The 25,997-nt window shown below is 51.0% G+C and carries 20 protein-coding genes and 1 pseudogene; 2 read left to right on the plus strand and 19 right to left on the minus strand.

The window, feature by feature from the left end:
• Positions 1 to 100 precede the first annotated feature (100 nt).
• The 7 genes from FS806_RS17345 to FS806_RS17370 all read right to left on the minus strand — a co-directional run bounded on the left by FS806_RS17345 (position 101) and on the right by FS806_RS17370 (position 7,610).
• On the minus strand, positions 101 to 568 hold the full coding sequence (locus tag FS806_RS17345) for a GNAT family N-acetyltransferase (protein ID WP_144939155.1): 468 nt from the start codon (positions 566 to 568) through the stop codon (positions 101 to 103).
• A 53-nt stretch (positions 569 to 621) separates the two neighbouring features.
• Entirely contained in the window at positions 622 to 1,197 is a 576-nt protein-coding gene (locus FS806_RS17350; protein ID WP_144939157.1) for a histidine phosphatase family protein, read from the minus strand.
• Between the two features lie 284 nt (positions 1,198 to 1,481).
• Entirely contained in the window at positions 1,482 to 3,095 is a 1,614-nt protein-coding gene (locus tag FS806_RS17355) for a DUF4127 family protein (protein ID WP_186328408.1), read from the minus strand.
• A gap of 86 nt (positions 3,096 to 3,181) precedes the next feature.
• Entirely contained in the window at positions 3,182 to 3,874 is a 693-nt protein-coding gene (locus FS806_RS17360; RefSeq protein WP_144939161.1) for a hypothetical protein, read from the minus strand.
• Between the two features lie 144 nt (positions 3,875 to 4,018).
• On the minus strand, positions 4,019 to 5,560 hold the full coding sequence (locus FS806_RS27015) for an ATP-binding protein (RefSeq protein WP_483874191.1): 1,542 nt from the start codon (positions 5,558 to 5,560) through the stop codon (positions 4,019 to 4,021).
• Between the two features lie 8 nt (positions 5,561 to 5,568).
• Positions 5,569 to 6,591, minus strand: coding sequence for a 7TM diverse intracellular signaling domain-containing protein (locus FS806_RS27020; protein ID WP_313960599.1), 1,023 nt, complete (start codon positions 6,589 to 6,591; stop codon positions 5,569 to 5,571).
• A gap of 194 nt (positions 6,592 to 6,785) precedes the next feature.
• Entirely contained in the window at positions 6,786 to 7,610 is an 825-nt protein-coding gene (locus FS806_RS17370; protein WP_144939163.1) for a M55 family metallopeptidase, read from the minus strand.
• A gap of 264 nt (positions 7,611 to 7,874) precedes the next feature.
• Between FS806_RS17370 and FS806_RS17375 the strand changes: the two genes are divergently transcribed.
• On the plus strand, positions 7,875 to 8,990 hold the full coding sequence (locus FS806_RS17375; protein WP_260982144.1) for an ATP-binding protein: 1,116 nt from the start codon (positions 7,875 to 7,877) through the stop codon (positions 8,988 to 8,990).
• A 256-nt stretch (positions 8,991 to 9,246) separates the two neighbouring features.
• On the opposite strand, the gene FS806_RS17380 is transcribed toward FS806_RS17375, so the two are convergent.
• The 10 genes and pseudogenes from FS806_RS17380 to FS806_RS17425 form a co-directional block, all read right to left on the minus strand.
• Entirely contained in the window at positions 9,247 to 10,743 is a 1,497-nt protein-coding gene (locus FS806_RS17380; RefSeq protein ID WP_144939165.1) for a DHA2 family efflux MFS transporter permease subunit, read from the minus strand.
• Positions 10,744 to 10,958: 215 nt separating this feature from the next.
• A complete protein-coding gene (locus FS806_RS17385; RefSeq protein WP_144939167.1) occupies positions 10,959 to 12,320 on the minus strand; it encodes an extracellular solute-binding protein in 1,362 nt (453 codons plus the stop codon).
• Positions 12,321 to 12,569: 249 nt separating this feature from the next.
• Positions 12,570 to 13,307 carry a delta-lactam-biosynthetic de-N-acetylase gene (pdaA, locus tag FS806_RS17390; protein WP_260982145.1) on the minus strand — a complete coding sequence of 246 codons (738 nt, stop codon included), beginning with the start codon at positions 13,305 to 13,307 and terminating at the stop codon, positions 12,570 to 12,572.
• Between the two features lie 664 nt (positions 13,308 to 13,971).
• Positions 13,972 to 17,145 carry a bifunctional cytochrome P450/NADPH--P450 reductase gene (locus tag FS806_RS17395; RefSeq protein ID WP_144939171.1) on the minus strand — a complete coding sequence of 1,058 codons (3,174 nt, stop codon included), beginning with the start codon at positions 17,143 to 17,145 and terminating at the stop codon, positions 13,972 to 13,974.
• A 132-nt stretch (positions 17,146 to 17,277) separates the two neighbouring features.
• Complete coding sequence (locus FS806_RS17400) at positions 17,278 to 17,847, minus strand: TetR/AcrR family transcriptional regulator (RefSeq protein ID WP_144939173.1); 570 nt, start codon at positions 17,845 to 17,847, stop codon at positions 17,278 to 17,280.
• Positions 17,848 to 18,000: 153 nt separating this feature from the next.
• Positions 18,001 to 18,177, minus strand: a pseudogene (locus tag FS806_RS17405) (flavin reductase family protein); the annotation flags it as partial.
• A complete protein-coding gene (locus tag FS806_RS17410; RefSeq protein ID WP_144939175.1) occupies positions 18,174 to 18,782 on the minus strand; it encodes an alpha/beta hydrolase in 609 nt (202 codons plus the stop codon). The gene FS806_RS17410 and the pseudogene FS806_RS17405, both read right to left, overlap by 4 nt.
• A complete protein-coding gene (locus FS806_RS17415) occupies positions 18,779 to 19,729 on the minus strand; it encodes a ring-cleaving dioxygenase (protein WP_144939177.1) in 951 nt (316 codons plus the stop codon). The genes FS806_RS17410 and FS806_RS17415 overlap by 4 nt, the downstream gene beginning before the upstream one ends.
• A gap of 132 nt (positions 19,730 to 19,861) precedes the next feature.
• Positions 19,862 to 20,260, minus strand: a complete 399-nt coding sequence (locus FS806_RS17420; protein WP_144939179.1) for a DoxX family protein — start codon at positions 20,258 to 20,260, stop codon at positions 19,862 to 19,864.
• A gap of 122 nt (positions 20,261 to 20,382) precedes the next feature.
• Positions 20,383 to 20,832, minus strand: a complete 450-nt coding sequence (locus FS806_RS17425) for a MarR family winged helix-turn-helix transcriptional regulator (RefSeq protein ID WP_144939203.1) — start codon at positions 20,830 to 20,832, stop codon at positions 20,383 to 20,385.
• A 314-nt stretch (positions 20,833 to 21,146) separates the two neighbouring features.
• On the opposite strand from FS806_RS17425, the gene FS806_RS17430 reads away from it, so the two are divergent.
• Positions 21,147 to 22,028: a polysaccharide deacetylase family protein gene (locus FS806_RS17430; protein ID WP_260982146.1), complete on the plus strand. Its 882-nt coding sequence runs from the start codon at positions 21,147 to 21,149 to the stop codon at positions 22,026 to 22,028.
• Positions 22,029 to 22,491: 463 nt separating this feature from the next.
• Here the strand turns inward: FS806_RS17430 and FS806_RS17435 are convergent, their stop codons facing one another.
• Positions 22,492 to 24,075, minus strand: coding sequence for a response regulator (locus FS806_RS17435; protein WP_144939181.1), 1,584 nt, complete (start codon positions 24,073 to 24,075; stop codon positions 22,492 to 22,494).
• The gene (locus tag FS806_RS17440; protein ID WP_144939183.1) at positions 24,053 to 25,900 is read right to left on the minus strand and encodes a cache domain-containing sensor histidine kinase; all 1,848 of its coding nucleotides are present in this window, start codon (positions 25,898 to 25,900) and stop codon (positions 24,053 to 24,055) included. Before FS806_RS17440 ends, FS806_RS17435 begins: the two co-directional genes overlap by 23 nt.
• Between the last annotated feature and the right edge of the window lie 97 nt (positions 25,901 to 25,997).

Consider the following 25,997-nt stretch of genomic DNA (forward strand, 5'->3'; position numbering starts at 1 on the left):
CCTCCACTTTTTTACAGTCCGCGAGGCAGATCCACTATATTCAGTGTTTGATATTACGGGCTTTCGAAATTTAGGTTTAATAGTTTAGTGTAAAGGATGGTCACATGATCGGGGAAATGTCCTTTTCATAAAATATGATTTCCAGATCATTCCACAATTTTCGTCCTGTCACCTGATAACCGTTTCTTTCAAACAATTTTTGGGCCGGCTGCTGGCTGCTTGTCGTGTCCAATCTAAGCTTCCGATAGCCCTTTTCCTCGGCCGATTTTTCCAGTGCAGATAAAATCTGCTGCCCAAGCCCTTTTTTCTGAAATGGCTGATCGACCCGAATCCTCTTGATTTCTGCGACCGTTTCCGTCATTTTGCGAAAAGCCGCCATGCTTACCACTCGGTCATCTATCAGTCCCACAATAAAGTCCCCGTTGTTGTTTATGTAGATCTGCTCGATGTTTTCCAAATCTTGATCTATATCGGGCCCGTCCATCCTTGCATTGAATTGATCAAGTCCTGCCCAATGCAGCTTTTGGACAGCTTCCTGATCCTTGGGTTGATATGGTCTAATTTTCACCTAAATCCTCCTTGCCTCTTGCGATTAAAGCATCACGACTGGTTAATCCGATTTCATATCACTTCCCATACTCTCTCGACGCTTTCCAACCGGTTACCGGTGAAGGTCAGCTTATAGATGTCCGGCATCGAAATGCTTCTCCAAAAATCAAAGCCAAACTCTTTATTATAATAGTTCATTATGATTGTCATGATGTTTCCATGAGTACCGACCACAATATTTTGGCCGCGGTGATCATTAAGGAGCTCCTCGATGACCGGAATGGCTCGTTGTTGAGCTTCCCTCGTCGATTCTCCGCCTTCCAGGGCAAAATCCGGATCAGCGAATGATTTTTCAATCGCCTTCAACAAATCTTCCCACTCCGCCTCATATTCCAGCCCAATAATGGCTCTTTCTCTTAATTGGTCAAATTCGATAACGGGAAGCCCTTTTCTCTCGGCCAAATTTTGAACCGTCTGCACGGCTCTCCTATAATTGCTTGAAATAATATAATCAACTTCCACTTCTGCTAAAATGTCGGCTACTTTGCGTGCGGCGGCCAGACCTTCCTCAGACAACCCTCTCGTTTGCTCCTGTCCGAAAATATACGGGGCTTTCGCATGTCTTACCATATAGATTGTGGTTTTCATATAAACCCTCCCTGAAGGAAATTTCACGGATAAATGGCTTGCCAAAATGAAAAAAGCGCCTCAGAAGGACAAGGGATGACGCGGATACCCTACTAAAAATGCCCATCTAAGAGGTCGCTTTCTATGAAGTTTAAACGACGCCGCAAGCAAAATCAACGGAAAGATGGGATAATTTCGCTCTTTGCAGCAGCAGACTCTCCGCTATGCAAAAAAACCGCCAATAGGCGGTTAAGTGTTCAATAAATTCAAATGTATTAAACGAAATTCAATCGGGGAGTTGCTTCTCACTTTACTAGCTCTACGTCTACACGGACATCCAGCTCGAACGTTCGGTTCCAGGGCAATTGCACAAGGACGAGTTCAGCGTCCCGGATAGCTGCCGGGATTTCCCCCACTTCACGATCTCCGGCACAAATCAGCGGCTTCGTAGCCTCAAACAGCTCCTTTATCCGTTGAATGATCCTGGCGTTTACCTGATCGTACTCTGTTTCCAGATCCCAGGGACTGACTGTCAGATTCGCTTCGATCCATCGGTTTGTTTCCCCGCGTATTTGTGCCTGATAGCCCCATTCATCCATAAGCCGGGATACCAGGAACGAGTAATGCGCCTTCTCAGGCCTGCTCGCATTATCCCCCGTCTCATTCGCCGGTAGAGTCGGCGCTCCTCCTGGTCTCTGCAGCTCATACATCGTGCGGGCAATAGCGTGGGAAATACACGTACCAAGGCTGTTGCCCGCCGTATTCCAGCCGGCATAGCCGGACAGCCGGGTGAAGAGGCGCTCATCGAGCAAGTAACGGACCAGCTCAATGTCAGAAGCGTTGGGCAGAGCCACATCCGCAATCGCCACTCGCCGCCCTTGCTCTAAGTGGTATCGGGCATTCTCCGCCAGATCGGTGATCAGATGTCGCGGATTGAATAAAGCATTCACCGGCTCCGTCTCGCTCCCACCATTGTGAATATTATTCAATGGGGAGTTCACCGCTAATATCAAATCCGCCTCCAGCGGCGAATCTACGATTACCGCGCCCGCTGCCAGCAGATGCGCCTTGACCGTCTCTTCCAGAGGACGATCTTCGAATTCCGGAATGACCTGCTTGCCCGCCTCGGATGTAAATCTCGGAAACACTTTCGCCTTGCGTCTGTTTAACCTCTGCACCATACGGGCGAGCAAGGTTTGGGTTCCTTCGTCCGCGCCGGGATATATCATCGTCTTGGCCTGAACATGTCGGTCGTAGATGTAACGCTGCAGTTCCCACTGCTCCTTAATGTGAACGCCTACAGGGCTGGCATCCTCCTGTGTGATGCTTAAATAATCGATGATGCCTTCTGCCGTCCAATCAATCAGCAGCTTGTGGATGCACATATTTCGTTCTCGCGCCTGGAAGAAATCCAGCAAAATTTCATTCGGAATCTGAGCCTTGACATGCAATATCTCTTGCTCAAGACCCGGCTCCTTTAACCGCAAATGCCGGTCGGACAGCTCCGAATACCGCTGCACAAGGTGTTTATATTTTACGTATTCGGCATTCCTTCCTGTTATTGTAATACGCATGAGTACACTCGAGACAAATAGAGGCTTGCTTGGGTACTTTGCCTTAACGGCACGTAATGCCTCCAGCGTTTCCCGGGCCTGCTCCAAAGCCCGTTCGTTAGTGCGCGAAGCAATCAGGCCGCCGAAGGCGAGCTGGTCGGCAGCTACAACCAAACCATCGACCGAATCTGCCGCCTCGAGCAGCCAACCATGAATGCTCTCACAGTGTCCGGGGGTCATGAACTTTCCAAGCATTTCGATTGGTGGCATATGCAGATCCACGTCGGCGATCTCTGCAATTTTTCGCGGGAACCACTGACAGCACGGCCGGCTATCCAGCGGAACAAGCGCAATACGATGTCTCATAACTCCACGCTCCGATCCTGCGTTCATTACTTGGCTTGCGATGCCATTTATTCGGAACCTCCGTCTCTCTTATACCAACCGTCCAATTATTCAGTCAAGCGGTCCAATTCGCTCCGGAATCTTCTCGTCGCTTCATAGATCGAACTCGCATCGGTTCCGGTCACAATCGCTCCAATCATGATTCCCCTCACCCCGGTAAGTTGAAGGGCCTCCAGCTCCTCGACCTGAAGGTTCCGTTGACTTGGAACGATAACCGGCTTCCCTGAATTTTCCACAAGCCAGCGGTAATTCAGCAAATCGTCGATGGATAAAGGATCGCCATATTCCTGAGGTGGAATAATAGAGGCCTCCAGCATCTCGATCGGCAGGGACCGTAATGCGGTGACAGTGCTTTCTCTATAATCGGCGCCTACTGCCAGCATCTTGTCAATCCTCTTGTCGCTAAGCATCCAACCAGGCGCATGCCGGGAATACAAGGAAATAAAATCGACTCCGAAGGAAACCAGCCGGTCCACTTCTTCCTTCGTTACTTTCTGAGGCGAGTCCCCTGCCACAGCCCCGATCGATCCGGCGAACATCCCGCGCATGTTCGATAACAAATCCGTATATTCCGTTGTCGGACCAAACGACGTTCCGCTGGCACGATGCTCAATGTTGAAGTGAATCTTGATAGCATCCGCTCCACCTTCCGCTGCCGCTTGGAACAATTCCAAGGAATTTGCGGGGAGACTGACGATCAACGCTGTCTTTTGTTGCAGCAACTGAACAAGCTGATTCATTGAAACCTCCGATATATTATCGACTGAGAGCGCTCCCAGCCGGGATTGACCACATTGTATCAGCACACTGCGAATAACGTCAATCCTTTTTTGCTAAAAGGACACAATCCCCCACCGGACCACGGGAATTGCCATCCTACCAGCTTATTTCTTCTTATGAACAATAAAGAATACCTTAGTTCCAACGCCTGGGATGCTTTCGAATTGAAGTCCCTTGCCAAAGTATCGTTTTAGTCTTCGATCCGTATTAATCAAACCGACTCCCGACTTGCTGTCCGGTTTTCTGTCCAGTATTTGCTGCAATCGGGCTTCATCCATCCCGACACCATCGTCCTCCACCGATATTTCTGCATAAGTATCGAAGTGAGAAATCCGAATAACAATATTTCCTCCACGGGAACGCTTCATAATGCCATGTTTTATTGCGTTTTCGACCAGGGGCTGGATAGTTAGCAGCGGGATTTTCAAATCCTTGCATTCTCCGATCTCCCAAGCGACGCGCAGCCTGTCATCATATCTCACCTGTTCAATATAGAGATAGGATCGGACGATATTCAGCTCATCCTCTACCGGGGCAAGCTCATCCTTGTATTGAAACTGAAATTTATTTCGCAAAAAATTGCCCAGCTCATCAATCAGATCGCGCATTTTCCCCAGATCGATTTCACTTAGAGCCGTTACGGCATTCAATGTATTGAATAAGAAATGGGGCTGAATTTGCGCCTGAAGCCATGCTGCCTCCATTCGCAGCCGGTCCCGCACCGACTTTCTTACCTCGGTTAACGCATGTACCCTGGACCTTAATTCCAACGCATCCGCCGGCTTCGTCACGTAGTCGTTGGCACCGGACAGAAAGCCGTTTGCGATATCTTCTGGCCGGTTACGGGCCGTAAGGAGCAGAATGGGAAGCTCCGTGATCGGATAACGCTTGCGGATGCTGCGCGCCAGCTCATACCCGGACATATTGGGCATCATGACATCGGAAATGACTAAATCCCACTCCTTGGTATCCAGCATACTGAGCGCTTCCGAACCGCTCGATACCGCCGTAATATCGAATCCTTCCGATGAAAGAATATTATAGATCACCTTCAGGTTAACCGGATCGTCATCTACGACTAATATTCGGGATGGATCAGACTGATTTTCCTGCCTTGGTTGCTGCCCGGAGATCGAGCCGGCCTCGGAAGCAACGGCCAATACCGATCCAGCGTCAGCAATCGATTTAAGGACTCCCGTCTTCGATTCTTCTTGTGCTGCGGCGGAGTCGGAAATCTGCAAGCTGAAGACGAATTTCGAGCCTTGTCCGGGTACAGAACTAACCTTTAGCGTTCCTCCGTGCAACTCTACCAGCTGTTTGCTAATGCTAAGCCCGAGGCCAAAGCCTCCCTCAACCATCGTTTTTCCGGGGTCGCCCTGTTCATAAGGCTCAAAGATATATCGCAGCGTGTCCTCATCCATCCCGATACCCGTATCCGTAATCGCAATATGCGCCCTTCCGTCTTTTACTACTCCCCGAATCGCAATTTCACCTTCGTTAGTAAATTTGACCGCATTGTGAAGCAGATTGTATACGATTTGGATGACCCGGTTTTCATCCGCATACACATCCGGAAATTGTTCCGGAATACGATTGACCAGGCGCACCCGCTTCCCTTCTGTCATGAAATGAAGCATGTCCAACACTCCCGTTGCTATCGTTCGCATGGAAAAGCTTCGGAGCTGCAGCCGGGCATAAGAACGACCAGCAATGCGGCAATCGCGCACAGGACCGTATATCCAGGTACGATGATTCGCATAATGACAGGAAGCTGCGGCTTCACATATAACATCAAAGCAACGGTAAGACCGATTAGGGCCAGCGCGACAAATTTAAAGCTCCAATCGTAACTCATCGGGAACCAGTACTGCAATAATTTGTCTTCGCTTCCCGATAAAATTGTCAGTACCGCGCAAATAAGGTTCAGGGAAAAATATAGCGGTTGCTTGTCCTTGGAACTCAGAATGTACAATATAATCCCGAAAGCAGCCTGTACAAGAAATACGACGGCAAAGATTAGCTGCATGTTGATCGATAGCTGCGTCTCGCGTGCCATTGCCGCTTCCGTACCGAACTTGATCGAGCGGATGATCCCGCTGCCACGGGAATCCTTATAATTTGCCGCTTGTATAACAATGTCGATCACTTCACTGCCATTCGTGGAGAAGGAGGCGGAATAAGGAACATTCCTCGCCACATACTCCTTCTCCTCCGCGGAGGGCACCCCGGATTGGGCCAGCAGCCGCCCATTGACATACAAGGCCGACGAGCTTCTAACGCTTGGAATACGGATGGTATAGGTGTATTCATCTTCAGGATTTACGAGAATTTGCAGACGATACGAGCCATAGCCATAGGGAGTGCTCTCTTCCGGCTGCATGGAATCATTCCATTTTCCCGGTACCGAAAGTATATGGGGTTCGACTCCAGGGGGTACCCCCGGTTGATCCGCCAACATTGCATGAGGATAAAATTCCCACTCTCCGTCCAGCTTAATCGTCTGGCCTTCCTCGGCATCCCAGCCGCGCAAGTCGAGCCGGCCGTTCACGGCATGCGGCTGATCCGCATAATAAAACATCGCTATCCAGAATAAACGCGCACCAATAAGGATAGCCAGAAATAGGATTACGATGACAATGGTTTTCCATGCTTGGACTCTGTTTCGGCTAATAGGCAAATGACTCGATCTCCTAAGCTCAACCTTTAAACCGGAATGGGAATAACCCAATAACTGGATGCTCTCCGTGTTTAAAAATTTTCCTAATATTTAACTATAAAAAGCAATGCCTCCCTCCAAACTACAGCAGCCTTCATTGGCAAAAATAGCGACCGACACATGATATGACGTTTCATTCAAAACGTGCCGGACCTTTAACAAAATTGTGTTTTCATCGCCAGCTCCGTCATGACGATCATCGCCTTGTAGGCTTCCAAAATATCCTTGGCGCGATAAGAGACGATCGTTGTCCCTTCCTCGATGTGAGTTCCCGGGAGCAGATTTGCCCATTCCGCCTGGCCGTAGTTAGCAAATTCGATCCGGAGCAGCGGACTGTCGGGTGGGGTGAGCGGCTTCACCTTCTCCAGATTTTGCAGGGCCTGCGCCGTTTTCTCGCGAAGAAGCCGGCCGCTTTTGTGAGGGGTAAGACAGACCGCTGACGTGCGCGAAACCTGCTCCTTAACGATGGCCGTTGTGATTCCCGGAATAAGAGCCTCCGCTTCTTTGGCTATTTCATCATCCCCTGCAACCATGACGACAGGCACTCCATAATAACCGGCCAAATAGGCGTTAAATCCGAATTCTCCGATCACCATATCATTTATGTACATATGACGAACGCCGAAAATCATCGTATGGCTTAAAACCCCTTTCATGGACGCACGTGCATGATAGCCAAGGAACACCGCAGCATCGAAGCTGGCATCCAGCCCTTGCATCATCGAAAATGGTTTGACATTTCCGGAAATCAGTTTGGCCTCCGGGTGAAGCTTCTCGATCAGCAGGTTATTCATCTTGGAATGACTGTCGTTAACTATGACTTCCCGGCATCCGGCTTGAAATGCCGCATCGATTACGTGATTCGCTTCATCGGTCATCAGTTGCTGGCCTCGGGTATAATGCTGCATGCTGGAATTGACGAACGTCGGATCCACCAGCCCCGTAATGCCTTCCATATCTACGGTCATAAACAATTTCATTGCTATCCTCCTCCGATTTTTCAAAATTCTTCCCCATATTTGAAGGTTCCCCTTCCAAATGATTTCTAGGTTTTTCCGGAATCCCCTTCTTTCTCAAAAAAATAATCCGGGCCATCCCCTGGAGTGACTTTTACACCGTTCAACGCAAATATCCATTTACAACCATGTCAATTTAAGTTAAAATATACGTAAACACGTAATTACGTAATTTTAAATCAGCGAATCGATAGCGTGTTTAAATCAGCTCTCAAGGAGTGGGGATGCATGGATCGAAATTATGGCGCTGAGTTGGATGATTTGAAAGCAAGGATGGCAGAGATCGAGAGGCTGGTTCGGCGAATGGCCGGGCTGGAAGAACAGCCTGTTTTCGAGGGAGGGAATGACCGTGCGGAGAAGCCAGAGCTTCTGCAGGAAGACGGCATCGAATCCTGCTCAATTTACTTCTCGGGTTCTTACCGCAGCGGTGACCGAACGATACGGTGTGAACCGCAGCAAAGGCAGGCGGACGAACTGCTCGGGGTTAACAGGGCGAAGGCGGCCAAGGTGCTTTCCGCCCTTGGGCACAAGCAGCGGCTGGAGCTGCTCCTGGAGGTATGGAACGAGCCTCTAACCGGGGCGGAACTGGTGGAACGGCTGAACATGGGGACGACCGGGCAGCTTTACCACCATTTGAAGGCATTGACCGGGGCTGATTTACTGATGCAGGAAGAACGGGGCGGGCGCTATACGATTCCGGTCCACCGGCGCTTTCCTGTTCTGTTCCTGTTATCGGCCGTCGCGGATTTAATCGATACCAGCGATTATATCGCCATGACGGAAGCTCGCAATGAAGCCCACAGCTATTTAGGCGCTCCCGCGAAGGAAGGCTATGATCCCCACCAGCTTCTGTGGGCGGTTGTCAGCAATACGATTCAGGAGCATCAAGCCGGCTTCTGCAGCGAGATGGGAATCTACCTGCATGACGATGGCAGTGTCACCGTGGCGGATAACGGCCGGGGCATCTCGACCAAGCTGCTGCCGCAAACCGGCCAGCCTGCCGTGCAATCCGTCATGACGAATCTCGACCTGTTCAGCGATCCCAAGCTGTCGTTCTTCGCTCCCGGCGCGGAGAAAGGGATCAGCATCGCGGTGGTCAATGCTTTGTCCCGCTGGCTGAGTGTGGAAATCCGCCGAGACGGAGGAATTTATCGGCAGGATTACCGGCACGGCATTCCGCAATCCGGGCTAATGACCGTTGGCGAGACGAACGAGACCGGAACGAGCGTTACATTCAGCCCCGAGAGGGAGCTGTTTGCAGGCCGCTTTGACAGAGCGGAGATCGAAGCGCGAGTTCACGAACTGCATGAAGCCTACCCCGGGCTTCGAATCCGTGTGGAATAAGCAAGAAGGGCGACCGGCCCGATAGTCGCTCTCGGATGGGTGCAATGAATACTGGGCATAGCGATCCTCGACGAAACGGGGCTGTCCCAAAAGCTTTCGCATAAAACGGGAAACATCCCAAAAATGAAGCAAAAAGGACCTCAAATCCCACTATAAGTGGAAACGGGGTCCTTTTTTAGCAGCCAAATTTAAACCCTGGCGGGGCTGATAAATCATAGATCGACTGATGAGACAACCCCGTGCTATCGTTTGTCTCTTAATGGGCGTTGATTCGCTGCCCTTCCGCTTCCCCCTGCGGGGAAGATGAGCGTCTAAGGAATAAGACCGCCAGAAGAAGAGCGACTATGACAAGCCCCAATGCGAAGAGAAAGGCCTGTTTCATTCCTGCTGCCGTGGCCAATGCTTCCCATTGCTCCTTGGACACGGTGCGCTCTGCCCCCGCCTTGAAACGGTCCGAGCCGTTCGACATGACGGTGACAAGCAGCGCCATTCCCATAGCACCCCCTACTTGCTGAATCGTTCCGGAAATCGCGGTTCCATGGGGGTACAGCGATGGAGACAAAGCGTTCAGCCCATTGGTCATGAGCGGCATCATCAGCATCGATATCCCCAGCATCATCAAGGTATTCATCCCTGTAATGACGAGATAGGAAGTCGACAATGTCATGGAGACGAGCCCGACCAGAGCGACAACCATCAGAATCAGGCCGGTCAACGCCAATCCCCTCGCTCCGAACCGATCGAACATTCTGCCGGTAACCGGAGACATGATTCCCATGACTACCCCGCCCGGCAGCATGACCAAACCGGCTTCAAGCGGGGAGTAACCCATCGCGGTCTGAAGAAAGATCGGCACCAGCATCATCGTGGCGAACATCGCCATCATAACAATAAGCATGATAATTGCGGAAAGTGAGAACATGCCGGATTGAAAAGCCCGGAGATCGAGCATCGGCTGCCTCATCCTCAGCTGACGGCGGATAAACGCTATAAGCGCTATTCCGCCGATTGCCACGGGAAGGAGCACATCCGCATCAGACCAGCCCCCGTGTCCTTCCCCGGCGCGGCTGAACCCATATACGATGCCGCCGAATCCGACGGCAGACAGCAGCATCGAAACAAGATCCGCCTTCTGACGGCTGGAATCCAGCACATTCGTCAAGCGCATATATGCGAACAGGATCACGAATGCCGCAATGGGCAAGACTCCATAGAATAGTAACCTCCAGCTATAATGGGCGACAATCAGGCCGGATAGTGTCGGACCGATCGCAGGGGCGAAGGTGATGACGATCCCGATCGTCCCCATAGCGGCTCCCCGGCGATCCATAGGAACCATGGCCAGTACGACGTTAGTCAATAGCGGAAATAATAGTGCCGTTCCACTGGCTTGAACGAGCCTTCCGACCAGCAGCCATGCAAAACCCGGAGCCAAAGCGGCAACAAGCGTACCGGCGGCAAACAGGACCATAGCGGTCAAAAACAGCTTTCTTGTCGTAAATCTCTGAATTAAGAAGGCGGTGGCCGGGATCATGACGGCAATGACTAACAAATAACCGGTCGACAGCCACTGCGCCGTATTGGGCAATATCCCCAGGTCATTCATAATGGGGGTCAGGGCTACATTGAGCAAGGTTTCATTCAGAATCGCGACGAACACTCCCAGCACCATGACCCATATAATCAGACGGTTGCTTTTAGTTCCGAAGGCAGACTTTCGTTGGTCATTCATTTCGGACATAGCTGAATTCATTTCTCCTCTCCTAACCGGAGGATATCCCTCCGGCTTCTTAAGAACTTCCCTATTTTAGCATGCGGCCGTAGTTCAGATTTCTTATCGATTGCTATTTGACGCTCCCCTTTTCGGGCCCTTGAAAGGATTGCAAAAAAAAGAAAAAACTGACATTCGGCATGTCAGTTTTTTAAGCTCCTATTCTTTTATCCGATCAAGTTCGGCCGGGAACCGATTTATTTGCGCCCCTTCACCTCATCCACGATGACGGAGTACTCCTCCGCTATTTTCCTGATAAATTGTACCGCATCTTGATCCGATGTCAGAAATTCCGCGGACTTCGTCGCGATAAAATCGCTGAAGCTTTCATCGTACGGCGAATACGGCGCCAGTTCGGCCAAAGTTTGAGAGAATGGTGCCGTCACATTATATTCTTCCTTAACATGCATGGATGTAAATTCACGGATCGCTTCCTCGCTTTTGATAACCGGCGGGCTTCCTGCCTGCGATAACGCGATTTGCCCCTGCTCTGAAGCCAGGTAGGAGATTACAGACCATGCCGCATCCTTGTTCTTGCTGTGCTTGGTAATGTTAAACGGCAGGGCTCCCCAAGTCGGTGCGATGTTCGGCATATCGGCCCAGGTAGGAACGGCGGCCATGTCGAAATTAAAGCCTTCCACACGAGTTAACAGCTCCAGCCAGGGCGAGTTATTGACCCACATGGCAATATTCTGCTTACCGTCGCTAAAGCCGTCCGGATTATTCTTGGTATCAGGGTTCACTATACCGGGAATACTCCTGTAGCGGTCCAGCAGTTCAAAAAATTTCTTCGTTCTGGGATCATCCGCAAAAACAATTTCACCGGTTTGAGGGTCGGTGCCCGGTACGCCAAGCTGCATAAAAGGCGTGCTGTTCGGAGCGAGAACGAGCCCCCTGTATTGAACCCCTTCACGGTTGACCGTTAAACGCGATGCGATTTCCAGCACTTCGTCCCAGGTCATGTCATCCTCGGGATAAGGCTCTCCGAACAAATCGAAAATATCTTTATTGTAAAACAGCGCCCTTACGCTGTTTTCGACCGGCAGACCATACAGATGTCCTTGTCCGAGAGGATCCAGCGAGCGCAGATTGTCAACGATTCCTTCTTGAAAAATACTTAAGTCGAAATTGGTCTTTTCGATATATTCATCGATCGGCATCAGGAAATCCAGATTTTCAACCAGCTCTTTGCTTGGATTGCCGACGTTAATATCCGGCATTTCTCCTTTGGCTATTAATTCCTGTATAAACTCGGAGCCAACCGGGTTCCCGCTGATCAGCTCCAATTTAATGTTGGGGAATTGCGCCTCGATCTGCTCTTTATACCGGGAATTAAACGTTATTTCGTCTATCCATATTAACATCTTCAGCGTGACGGGATCTCCATGATAAGCCCAGGGCTCTTCAGCAGATTCTCCATTGGATTCTGCGCCCCCTTCTTCACTTGTCTGGTCGGGTTCCCCCGGCTCAGCCACATCTGTGGAACAGGCTGTCATCCATGAAGCAATAAGTATGAGTAGAGCAAATAAGAACAGTGACTTTTTTAAATGCATCTGCATTTATATTAAACCTCCCTTATGAGCTTATTAATTTATGCGCTTACAAATTAATCTGCGCTTGAAACAACCCTATCCCCCCCTTTATTAAAACTGATCGGTCATGATGCTTGAGACGTAGTTTTTCCTAAATATACTAAAAACGGCGTGAATATGGTGTGAAAAATAGCGGGATCATACGTTCCCAATTTTCAAAAAAGAAAACTGCGCAGACAAACCTGCGCAGCTATCCTTTCTATGCATACTCCCGGCCTAATAATTTTTGACGGTCAGCTGATGAAGACTCTTGAATTCATAGCCCTGCTGCCGGGCCTCATCTATGATCCGGCCCAATGCGGCTGCATTGTCGCTGGAGATGGAATGCAGCAGGATGACCGCTCCGGGGTGAAGCTGGGACATCACTTTCTCGTAAGCATAGCCTCCGCCCCGCTGGTCGTTAACATCCCAATCTTTGTACGCGACTGACCAGAACACATTGGTATATCCCAATTCTTTACTGACCCCAAGCATCCGGTCGCTAAAGATTCCCCGGGGCGGACGTAGAAAGCTCATTTCTTTCTGCTCTGTCAGCTCGGCTACTTTCTCCTTCACCTTATCCAATTCGGTCTGGATCTGCTCCTTGGAAATCCGGGTCATATCGGGATGGCTCCAGGAATGGTTGCCAACGACGTGGCCTTCGCTAACCATTCTCTTAACCAAATCCGGCTGATCCTTGACGAAATGACCGGTGACAAAAAAGGCGGCGGGAACCTGCTTCTCCTTTAATATGTCCAAAATCTTGGGCGTAAAGCCATTCTCATATCCATTATCGAAGGTGAGATAAAGCTCTTTCTGTGTCGTATCCCCCAAGAAGATGGCGCCGTGCTTCTGAACAATGTCCTTAAACCCTTCCTGATCGATGGAGGGCAGCTGCCCGTTCTTGCTTTTTTTGAAGCCAAAGTGATGGGCTCCTCCGGGTGACGCCGCCTCTGTCTGCAAGGGAAAGATCATCAGCGTTATTAGAAAGAAAAGTACCGCAATTCGTTTCATTCGTTAAATCACTCCAGTAAAGGTTATTTGAACGTTGGTTTCAGCCCTTATTTTTGTCCGCTTTACCAATATTCATGTACTGGATAGATGTTTAAATGAAAGAGGTGCGTGAGAACCCTATAAAGTACGTATGCCTTCGAAGTTTTCCGTACGAGGCTAGCGGTCAATTTTCCACTTACAATCACTCTTCTCTTTCATTGTTGTCCATTGGAGCAATTGGCGTTGGAGAAAGCCACACGTCGCATCCGGGTTGGTACCGACTTCGTCAAAGACTTGGTCGCTCCAAAAGTGCACTAAAATCCCGCCTTTTTCCATAAAGAAGGCAAAAGACGCTCAAATGTGCAGGTCTTTTGGACAATATAGGCCCATTTCGTTATATATCGCTCCAAAGACCTGCATTTTCGCTTTAGAATAAGGCACCTCGAGGCTTTTTTCCAAAAAGACCTGTAGTTTCGCTTTAGAACAAGGCACCGCGCGGCTTTTTCCCAAAAGACCTACATTATCACTTTAGAATAAGCCACCGCGCGGCTTTTTCCCAAAAAGACCTGCAGTATCGCTTTAGAATAAGCCACCGCGCGGCCTTTTTCCCAAAAGACCTGCAGTTTTACACTATCCTGCGGACTATTTAGATTCCAGCCCATACATCCTTGGCAAGACGACCTTCTTTCTCCAAGCCCTCCAGCCACTTACGGGCCTCCTCCTCACTGACTTGATGAACATCCCGGTAGGCTTCCTGTATAGCGAGCTCGACCTCCGGAGCCATTCGGCTCCCGTCTCCGCATATATAGAGCCTTCCACCTTGGTCAAGCAAACGGATGATTTCCCGCGAATTCTTCAACATCAGATGCTGGACATAAGTCTTTTCGGCTCCTTCTATTCGAGAAAATGCCGTATGCACGCGCACGATTCCTTCCTGCTCGAACCGTTCCATTTCCTCCCGGTAGATCTGGTCTTTTTCGTTGCGGCAGCCGAAATATAAATGAGCTTCACCCAGCTTGGCGCCTTCCTGCTTCAAAGCGCTGCGGGCTTGCAGGAAACCTCTGAATGGTGCAATCCCGGTTCCCGGACCGACCATAATGACAGGCGTTTCCGGATTTTCCGGCAGTTGAAAACCGGAATCCGGCGAGCTGACGAACAGAACGATGGGCTCCCCGGGCTGACGTGCGGCCAAATAATTCGAGGCCACCCCGCGATATTCGCCGCGCCCGCTCTTGGCCGGTCCGCGTACAACGCCGACGGTAATGCTTGCCTTGTCCGGCTGCATCTTGGGAGAGCTGGAGATGGAATAATACCGCGGTTTAAGCGAGGGCAGCAGCTCGACAAACCGCTCGAACGGCAGCTCGCAGGCCGGATACTGCTCCAACAAATCAAGCATCGTTAAACGTTTGTCCAACACTTCTTCTTTATAGGCTTCCTCCTGCAGGAGGGCCTCCAGCTCCTTCTTATGAGGCGGGCAGACGGTAAATGCCGCAAGCTCACGAAGCTGGGCACGCGTTGCCGCTTCCTGCAGCTCTACACTGTGGCTGAGCAAATCATACACTCGAATCGGACGGTCGAGCGGAAGATGAACGACGCTGCGTCCGCTCGCGCTAATAATAAGATGGTCGCTGGCATTCAGCCCGAACCGCCGAAGCACACGCTCTACCAGCTCAGGCGCGTTCTCAGGGATAACCCCGAGGTGATCCCCTTCCTGGTAAGAGACGCCTTCCGGCAGGGAAATCTCGATATGGCGCGTGCTCCGTTCGCTGCCTTCACTTTGCAGCTCGCGATTTTCCGTTATCGAAGCAAGGAGCGCATCGTAGCTGTCGGCGATCGGGGTTCCGACAAGACCGCTGACGAACCGCATGGTCAGCGTGCTTCGTTCCTGCTGCGGAACGTTGATGTTTTCCAGTCCGAGAGCACTGAGCACTTCCGGCCAGATCTTCCCGCTCCATTCCTCGACCTGCTTCTCGAAATCGCCGCTCGCATCCGCTTCCCCGCGGACAGCCAACCGTGTCGCTCCCTTGGCCGCGAGCTGCTCGTCAATAATCCGGGGAACCTGCTGGTACGTGCTGGCCCAGTTATGGTCTCCGCAGCCGAACACCGCATAGCGTACACCCTCCAGCTCGCCGGGCCCCACTCCTTCAATCCATTGCACAAATTCACGGGCATTGCTTGGCGGCTTCCCATTATAAGATGCCGAGACGATAAAGACCGCCCCCTCTTTGGGCAGCTTGCCTACGCGATCACTCAATGGAGCCACCTCGCTGCGGAAGCCCCAATAACGGGCCGTATCCGCGAGCTCTCGTGCAATGCCCTCCGCCGTGCCCATATTCGATCCGTAAAGCACAAGCAGCGGCGTGTTATGGGCTTCCACCGCAGGCTTTACCTCCTGCTCGCCCTTGTTCCCCGCCGGTGCCGTTGTCTCCGCCGTGGAGAAAGTATAGGAAACCTGCCCGCCCCGGGGGCGAACCCGCAACGTGAAGCCTTCCGGCTTTAACGTCAATGTTTCCTTCACTTTCAACTGATAGTTCGTATGGTCTATAATCTCGAAGTGCTTAAGCACCATTCCCAGTACCAATGTCGCTTCTTGCAGGGCAAACTGCTGCCCGATGCATGCCCGCTGGCCATTCCCGAACGGCTTATAGGCGTCGTAAGGAATTTGGCTCGGATCGGCGAACCGTTCCGGGCGAAACTCTTCGACATCCTCTCCCCATACGGAGGTGTCCCGATGAAGCTTAGGGATCAGCACGTTAACGCTGTCACCTTTTTTCATTGGATATTTCCCGGCCAGCATCGTATCTTCCTTGGCGTACAAGGCGAAAGCAGGAGCGGTTGGCCACAGCCGGAGCGATTCATTCAGAATCATCCGGATATATTTGAGTTCGCGAACCTGAGCATAGCTCGGCACCGGATCGTTTAGAACGCGATCGACTTCCTCATAAGCCTTCTGCAGCTTATCCGGGTTCTTCAGGAGGAAATAAAGAGCAAAGGACAATAGCCCGCTTGTCGTCTCATGCCCGGCAATGAGAAACGTTATGATTTGGTATCGGATGTTCTCATCGTCCAAAGGCTGCCCCGTTTCCGGATCCTTGCCGCTCAGCATATGTGCAAGCAGATCTTCCCCACCTTGATAGCCTTGGGTTTTGCGCTCGGAAATGATTTTATCGACCAGGGAGAACATCGCTTGAATATCATGCTTGTACTGCCGTTTGGTAATTACCATCAGCTTATCCTGAATATCCAGGCGCTGCAGCTGACTCATGGCTTCGCCCAGTGCCCTGGTCATACTTGTAATGAAAGGATGCGGCTGTTCCCGATAGAAGCTGTTGAAACGGTAATTGAACCCACACAGACCGATCGTATCCAGCGTCAATCGAGTCATATCCTCCGGCACATCAACACTCTCATCCGGATTCAGGCGCGCCCATTTCTGAATAAGCTGGAGCGCAATATCGACCATCATGCCGTGATAACCGCGCATGGCCGTTTGACTGAAGCTGGGCAGCAAAATATTGTGCGCCTTATGCCAATTAGGCTCATCCGTTTCACTTGTGAACAAGCCGTCCCCGGTGAAGGCGCGGACTTTCTGCAAAGGTGCCCATACTTTCTTGTCGAAGCGGGACTCATCGCAAGCATCGGCTACCAATTCATGGCTGGATATAAATAAATCCGACCGCCCGGGCAAATCCATTCTGAAGATAGGCCCATACTGATCCGCCAGCTTGACCAAGGATTGGACCGGACTACCCAGATCCAATAAAGGAAGATTGCCAAGCGGTCCGAACGTTTTGGGTTGTGGAATCATCGTTGTTGTCATATACATTCTCCTCCTGATAAAGGTTAGTATGGAACTGGTATCCTGGGGGTATACAGCCCTTTGCAAAAGTAATAACTTTTACGCCGAAACGGAATGAATATTCATTCCGTTTCAGGCAAAAAGCTTCGCTATTCAATGAACACGAATAGCGTTCCAACAGCATTCTTCAATTTGCGCCAACAAACCGGGCGTTTCTTCCAGTGCTCCGGTCTTCATCATATTAAAAAGCTGGACCATCGCTCCATATACCATAGCGATCAGTGCATTCGACGGCAGCGGGCAAATCATCCCCTGTTCTTTGCCTTCATCTATAACACCGCGAATTAAATCCAGAAATTGTTCAAACATCTCTCTGCTGCTCTCATTCAGGAACGGGGCATCCGAATGGGAAGCGATGAAAGTTAAAGCTTGACCACGAGCGCCTGCATATTCGCTAATACGGAAGAAAATATGCTTAAAGCGTTCGCGGATCGGCGCCGCAGCCGGAGGCACGTTTGTCATCAAGGTATTGGTAAGCTGCTGGATGCATTCTTGAAACAACGAGTTGACGAGGACTTCCTTGTTCGCAAAATAGCGATAGATGGTGCCGGCTCCCACCTGTGCCTGATCCGCAATCGTAGGCACCGTAGTCCCGTCGTAGCCCCGTTCGGCAAATAGCTCTAATGCAGCCTCCAAAATATCCATTCTTTTGTTTTTTGACATTTGACAGCCTCCCAACTCGCGGAATGAATATTCATTCCTTTCAAAAATAATTTATATGATCCCTGTAAAAATGTCAAGAAGGTCGAACGGCCATAAGGGCCGGATCTATTGATCCGGCCCCGAATAGAGCTATCTCTGTTATTGCGGCCGTTCGATGGAAAACAACGGCGGTTGGCTCGAGACGATGTTGAAGAAGCTGAACGGCGCCGCGTTAAGCACCCCATCCCGGGTCATCGTCGTTGCGAAAGCAATCGGTCTGGGGATAACACTGCCGATAAGCAGCTTGTAAATCTCCCTCTCATTCCGGCTCTCCGGGTCAATAGCAATCATAACGATTGTTCCTTGAACCAGGCGGCCGCCGCCTCCACCTCGGTCGCCGTAAGCTGATGGCCATAGCGCTCCCAATGAACACTTACTTTCGCACCGGCTTCGCCTAACAATTGCTGCAATTCTTCCGTTTCGGCTGCCGGGCAAATCGGATCGTTGAGGCCGGCGCCAATGAAAACGGGGATTCCCGATAAAACAGGAAGCTTAATCCCTCGCCGCGGAACCATCGGATGATGCAGGATGGCCGCTTGCAGCGCATCCTGATAATGAAACAGCAGACTTCCCGCTATATTAGCACCATTCGAATAACCGACGGCTACTAACCGGCCAGGGTCCACAGAATACTGAGCAGAAGCCTGCTGCAAAAACTGATAAACCTCGCCTGTCCGGAAAATCAGATCCTCCTCATCGAACACCCCTTCCGACAGCCGTCTAAAAAAACGAGGCATTCCGTTCTCCAAAACGTTACCGCGTAAGCTCAACACGGACGATTCCGGAGAAATCATCCTCGCCAGCGGGAGCAAATCGCGTTCGTTACCTCCCGTTCCATGAAACAGTACGAGCGTCGGCGCTTCAGGGTTTGAGCCTTGTTCAAAAAGATGTCTCATTCTTGCTTCCCCCCCACCGCTCTGACTTGTATAGGAGGTAAATTCGCTTCAATTTCAGACCGGTACGGCTCATACCATTCCGGCAGCATTAATTTTTCTCCCAGTGCCGAAGGTGCTTCATCGCGCGCAAAACCTGGGGGATCCGTTGCGATTTCAAAAAGTATTCCGCCTTGTTCACGGAAATAGATCGCATTAAAGTACTGCCGGTCGATAAGCGGAGTCGGTTGATAGCCTTGCTCTTCCGCCAGCACGCGCCAATCCACATGCTCCGCGAAATCTTTGGCACGCCATGCGATATGATGTACCGTCCCGGCTCCCCCCGCCCCCATCGCAATGTCGGAATGCGGAACATCGATGATGTTGCCGAGCTGTCCTGACGCCCGGTACCGGGTATTCCCCACATCCTCGCCTATTTTTTTCATGCCGAGGGTTTGTTCCAGTGTCTTTCTCGTTGCGGCCGCATCCGTGCTAAACAGAATGGCTCCGCCAAAGCCTTTGATGGCCTTCTCCGCCGGAATGCCTCCGAACGACCATTCGCTGTTCGGACCTTCCTCCCGTTCGACGAGCTCCAGCCGCAGGCCTTCATTGTCCGAGAATTGAACGTATTCTTCGCCGAAACGGGTTTGCTTCACCGTGGAGATTCCGAAGCTTTTCAAGCGGTTTTCCCAAAATTCCAGCGTTCCCGGCGGGACGACATAAGTGGTAACTCCTACTTGCCCCCCTCCAACCCGACCTCTGCGCGAGTTCGGCCATGGAAAGAAGGTCATGATCGTTCCGGGACTGCCCGCCTGGTCCCCGAAGTAAAGATGATATACCTCGGGGGCGTCGAAGTTGATTGTTTTTTTGACAAGCCGCAGACCCAATACCCCTGCGTAAAAATCGACATTCGCCTGCGGATCTCTGGCAAAAGCAGTTATGTGGTGTATTCCAGCCGTTTGTAACGACATAATTCTCTCTCCTTTTTGTTTGATTTTCTTGAAGTAGGGAGGGGAAGAACGGGTTCCCGCTGCTGCTGTTTGGAATATATTTTCCCCTTACCCCATTCTTAAACACCGAACCAAATTCCGGGACTTGCCGGCTTATTGAAGCAGAAAATCCAAGGAATAAGTGCCTGCGCCGATCATTGCTACGCCAATGAGCACTACCAGCAGCACAAGCGGATATTCGATACCGTCGGCGGTCGACCACAGCCCGTTGCGAGCGTGCACTTTAACAATAGCCCCCAGCATGGTCAACACCAGAAGCGCAGCCGCCAATGGAGTGAGAAAACCTAGGGCGAATAACGCTCCGCCGACCAGTTCCATCAATCCGGCCAATACCGCCATTAACACGCCGGGCTTGATTCCGACCGATTCCATCCAGCCGCCCGTCCCCTTAGGTCCATAACCACCGAACCAGCCAAAAAGCTTCTGCGCCCCGTGTCCGATATACAATAAACCAATAACCAAACGAATAATCAAAAGTCCTAATGCTGTCATATAAATGACCCCCTAAATTTAATTTGAAATTGATAATCTTGAATTAAAGATATTATGCAAAAAAATATGGCTCCAGTCGTTATAACTTCTTCACCGCCGTAAGCTTATAGACTATAGACCCGCTATCCGGCCTCGGCTCCTTTACCCAGCTTCTTCAGCAGTTCTGTAATCTCTCTTTTTTCATCCATGCTTAGAGCATCCGTCATGGACACAACCACCTCAACATGCTTATCGAAAATATCGGAAAACCATTCCTTGCCTCGCCGGGTCATTTCCGCATAAATCACTCTCCGATCCTTGTCGCAGGGAATTCGCTGCAAGAGTCCTTTGCTTTCAAGCTTGTCGATATTGTAGGTTATACTCCCGCTTGTAACTAAAATCTTCTCGCCAATTTGCTGCAGAGGAATTTTTCCCTTGATATACAATACTTCCAAAATCATAAATTCCGTAGGCGTCAGACCATACTTCTTCATGTCCTGAACCGCCCGCTCCATAATGGTTTTGTAAGCCTTAGACAATACAATGAACAGCTTCAAAGAATCCGAAGTATACGAATCGAAAGATTGCGGCATCATGCTCCCTCCTTTCATTTATCTCGGATTCGATTATCTTGAATTAAAGATAATTGATTTTAATATAATTGTCAAGGGTTCTCTTTCTGGTTTTTTTGGAGAAGCGATAATCGCTTAAAAAGATAGCTTTTCTTGGGACAAAGTTTGTCAACAGCCCTGTGGCTGATCTATATATACGAATGATTAGTGATAACTTAATTGGACGATTGCTATCCTCTTAAGTGCAGCATAGACGGCTTCATCATATCATTGCAGGGATGTGGAAAAGCCGGCGGGCATAGACTTATAAGAATGAGATCAAGGAGAGGTGACCCATGCGATACCCCTTTTATTATGTTCCCGCGTGTCCTTGCTGCGGCACGTCCGGTTCCCCAGTCCCGGCGCCCCATGGGCTATGGCGCGGTTATTCCCCCTCTGCTCCTGCTTTACCGTACTATCCTTATATTGTCGGTCATCCTATGGTTCCCCTACATGGAGGGTATCGAATTCCGGAGGAACATGCCGGAGGACCGGAGAGCGCGCAAGAACGGCCTCCTCAGCCGCAGTTAATAGACTGGTCCGCCCTTTATCCGAATGAAGTCATCCTGCACGGTCCGGCGGTGAAGAAGATCGCCCTCACCTATGACGATGGGCCGGATGAAAAATGGACGCCGCAGGTTCTCGATGTGCTGCGGGATTATAAGGTGAAAGCGGCCTTCTTCTGTGTCGGATGGCGGATTCAGAAATATCCGGATTCTCTGAAACGCATCGTAAGAGAAGGGCATGTCGTCGGGAATCATTCGTGGAATCATCCGGATCTGAGCAAGCTGCCGGTTAACGAGGTGAGGAATGAAATCCTCCGGACCGAGAGCGAAATCAACCGTTTGACCGGGAGGAAAACGGCGCTGCTCCGTCCTCCCTACGGTGCGTTAAGCGATCCGTTGATTAAAACGGCCATGGCCCTGAAATACAAAATAATTCTGTGGAATGTTGACAGTCTTGACTGGTCGGGATTAACGGCGGAGCAGGTCGCCACCAATATTCTTTCGCATGCGCGGCCCGGCGCTATTATCCTGCAGCATAGTGCCATCGGTACAGGAGGAAATCTTCAGAACACCGTCAATGCTCTCCCCTACACTATTGAAACGTTGAGAAAACAAGGGTATTCCTTCGCCTCTCTGCCGGAACTGCTCGGCATCCCTGCTTATAAGGAATAACCCATGGAAGGAGTACTCCCGATTCCCCGGCTTCCCGGACATCCGTTCCTTGGAGATAAGAGTCTCGCAAATACAACCGCATTTCTAAATTGCGCGATGTGATTCCCCTTCAATCAACCCTATCAGATCAATCAATCTTCGCTTCGGGCTTTGGACTGTTATCCCCTCTGCTCAGAATCCAGATACATGGGGTGATCTTTTACCGGTATGTCGTGTTCGTTATCTCATTTATTGGACGAGAGAATCCCGAACCAAAAACTTTGGCCTGTCGGATTTCGAGTCGCTCCTGATTAAAGGGGATACCAGTCAAAAGAGCAGAAATTCAGAACCGAACCACGGAATCACCGAGCCGAGCCGAACTGCACCGAACCGCACCGAACCGCTAAGCGCCACGTCAGACCGGGCTGGCAGATAGGGACAAACCGATTGGGAATCCCTTCCATACCCCTGGATACCGCCTGCATCAGCCGCCGTTTCCGCGGCGTTTTCTATATTCGCTTGGAGTGAGGCCGACATGTTTTTTGAACGCCTTGCTGAAATATTTCTCATCGGCGAAGCCGACGGCCTCTGCTACTTCATGCACCCTTAAGGTATGGCCGGACAGCAAGGTCTTGGCTTTGTCCATGCGCAATCGGGTCAAGTAATCCTTGAGATTATGGCCGGTTTCTCTCTTGAAATGCCTGGCAAGCAAATCGGGATGGAGCCTGAACTTGCGGGCCAGCTCCTGCAAAGTGACCGGCGTTCCGTAATGTTCGTCGATATATTCCCGCACCTGCTTGATTACTTTATACCCCGATTCACGTTCGGCAGACACGCGCCCGGCCAGCTCCAAAAGCCGGTTCAGCAAATCGGCTCTTAATCGGGGCAGAGAGAACCGCCCGTCTTCCGCCCAATAAACCAGCGGACGGGTGCTCTCCGCTTCCTGCTCTGACAACTGCTCCCGCAGCAAATCCAGCTCCTTCTCCCAAATCGCGATTTGCTTGCGCTGGAGCGTTCCTTCCCCTTGCTCCAGCGAGCTCATCAGGGAGTCGATATGCTGCCGGATTGCATATTCATTTCCGCCCAGAACAGCGGCCTTCAAGTCTCCGCCTTCCGTAAGCGGCCTGCCCTTCATTTCCTCCATATCCGCGCGGGTATATACGTATTCCGTACGGGGCTTCAGCAAATTGCGATGCATGTAAATATCTATAAGCGGGGAACCGATCTCTTGCAGAAAACCGGGAAAAGGCCCTTCCTCGCCAAGAATGATCTCGATCTCCACGCCCAGAATCCTGCGCACAGCGGCACCTATTTTACCTAACCATAGAGACTCGATGCCCGTATCCTTCATCAAGATTTGCACGAAGCCCTCCTCCCCGAGCATGGCAAAGGCAAGCCCCTTCTCCGGGAAACCGATCATTTCGTTGACGATATTCTCCACCGCAAACCTGAGCAAATCGACACGGTCGCGAAATTTCTCCCGCGCCCTCTCGGCAGCCGGCTCGAAAGCGATCAGCCCGACCCGGCCCCGAGTTTGCCCGGGAACAAAACCGAATTCGCTTTGCAGGCGGGTTAACAATACGAACCCGTTATCCGGTTGTTTGGCGTATTGGGCAAAAGCATGGGCCCAGTAGAGCGGAGTGACTTCGTTCACCCGAATCCGATTCTCGATGCTCTCCAGCCGTTCCCGTTCTTCCTCACGCCACTCCTCCGCCGCTTTCCGTACTCTCTCCGCAACCTCCTCCGGGTCCACCGGCTTGACCAAATAATCGAAGCCTCCGTATCGGATCGTTTGCTGCATATAATGGTACTCGCTATAAGCGCTGATGACGATCGTTTTGTGAGGATAAGGACAGGTGTCCAGCCATTCCAGCAGCGAAACCCCGTCCTTGCCGGGCATACGCATATCCGTAAGGATGATCTGCGGCCTTTCCCGTTCGATGACAGCTATGGCCTCCTCCCCGTCAGACGCTTCCAAAAGTGTGGCTACTCCTGCTGCGCTCCAATCCACCATCTTCTTCAAGACGGAACGGGCATGCCGTTCATCATCGATCAGCAGCACCTTCATCGTTCATCCCTCCTTCCAGCTCGGATGCATCCGTAATGGCCGGGAGTATCAGCCAAACGGTCAATCCCCCGCCCGGCGTCGGTTCAAGGCGAAGACGAGCCCTTGCCCCGAAATAGAGCTTCAGACGGTTATTCGTATTCGTCAGTCCCATTCCTTTCAGCTCATGTCCGAGATGGTTTTCGTTCAGTCCTTTCTGCAAACGGTTAAGGTCCGTCTCCGTCAGACCGGGACCGTTATCCCGCACCATCAATTGCAGCTCCCCGCTCTCGTGCAAAGCCGCTTCCAGCTGCAGGCTCCCGGCCTTTTTGGAAGCTTGGAAGCCGTGCTTGAAGTAATTTTCGACGATTGGCTGCAGAATCATCTTGGGCACGATGCAGCTTCTGGCCCTATCATCGATCTGTACCTCGACGGACAGCCGTTCTCCGAACCGCTCCTGCTGCAGGTGCAGATAAGCCAGCACATGCTCTATTTCCTTGGACAGCGGAACCAGATTTTCCTCTGTCTCCATACTGTAACGCATGATGGAGGATAGGGAACGTAGGAGCTTATACACCTCGGGCGCTCCTTTGTCCACCGCCAGCGAGCCTATCGACTGCAGGGCATTATGCAGAAAATGAGGGTTGATCTGCGATTGCAGCACCTTCAACTGATTCGTTCGGTTCTGCAGCTCCAGCCGCTGCTCGCGCATAAGCAAATGCTTGATCGTATGGATCATGGATTGGAAGCGCAAACTTAACAGGCCGATTTCATCCCGGCTCTGCACCCCGAAGTCCACATCCATATCCCCCTTCTCTACACGGCGGATGGTGCGAAGTAGGACGCGAATCGGCGAGGTGATGCGGAAGGTGACGAGCGTCGTCGCGGCAATGACCAGAACGAGCATAATGCAGCCGATGGCAATATTCATCCGGATCATCTTCTGCGCACTCTCGAACATGACCTCGTTCGGTATTCTTTTGACCAAATACAATCCGCCTACGGACTCGGACAGCTTCTCAAAGAAAATCACTCCGTTGAAATCGTCATCGCGCCAATGGAGATAACCGCTATCTGTCGAAGCGTTTTCAACCGCCCTCAGCCATTCTCCCATCCCGGCCGACTCGCCGGATTCATCGGCTTCACCGGATGAGAAGAACACCACCCCGCCCGGCGCCACCAGAAACAACTGCTCCTTGTCCTCATCGTACAGATGCTCGCTTAACTGATGGACCGTCTCTGTACTGAAATCGATCGATAAATAGCCTAGCGGCGTCTTATCCGGGTAATTCGCCAGCAATCGGTGAAGGCTGAACACCATGGATGGATTGTCGACAATCTGTCCGCCGATTCCGTAATGGGTCATGACATGCGGGGGCTCCAGCCAGGAATGACCCCGGGTTGCGGACGCAGGCTCGAACACCGGGTGCTCGCGGATGTCCAGATGCTTGGCGTTAAACACATATTTTTTGGAGACCGAGTACGCCTGCTGCCTTTTGTCCAAATACAAGAAAACCTGCTCAATATCATCATTGAAGTGATACATTGAGGACAGTATTTTTTTGATCGTTTGGATGCTTTCATAATCATTCATCCGGTTTCCCGTCGTCAGCACGTTCATGAAATCCGGATGCTTGTAGACGGAGAGCGTCAGTCGGTCTACTATTTCCAAATAATTCTCGATATTGTTCTTGCCCTGGTACAGAAGGCGCATATTTTCCTGTATGGTTTGCTCCCGCGTCGATTTTACCGTATGGAGATAGGTCAGCAGAATGGAGATACCCGAAGGAATCACCACTACCAGAAGCAAGAGAGCTATTAACTTGTTGCGAATACTCGAACGAAGCATGTCTGATCATCCTTTTCGTAAAACGAGGGAAAACATGCGCCATGTATCCATAGATGGAATGGGCATGTTTTCTCTTGATACAGCCTGATGAAGACCC

This window comes from Paenibacillus sp. 32O-W (genome assembly GCF_007679495.1).
Lineage (GTDB): Bacteria > Bacillota > Bacilli > Paenibacillales > NBRC-103111 > Paenibacillus_L > Paenibacillus_L residui.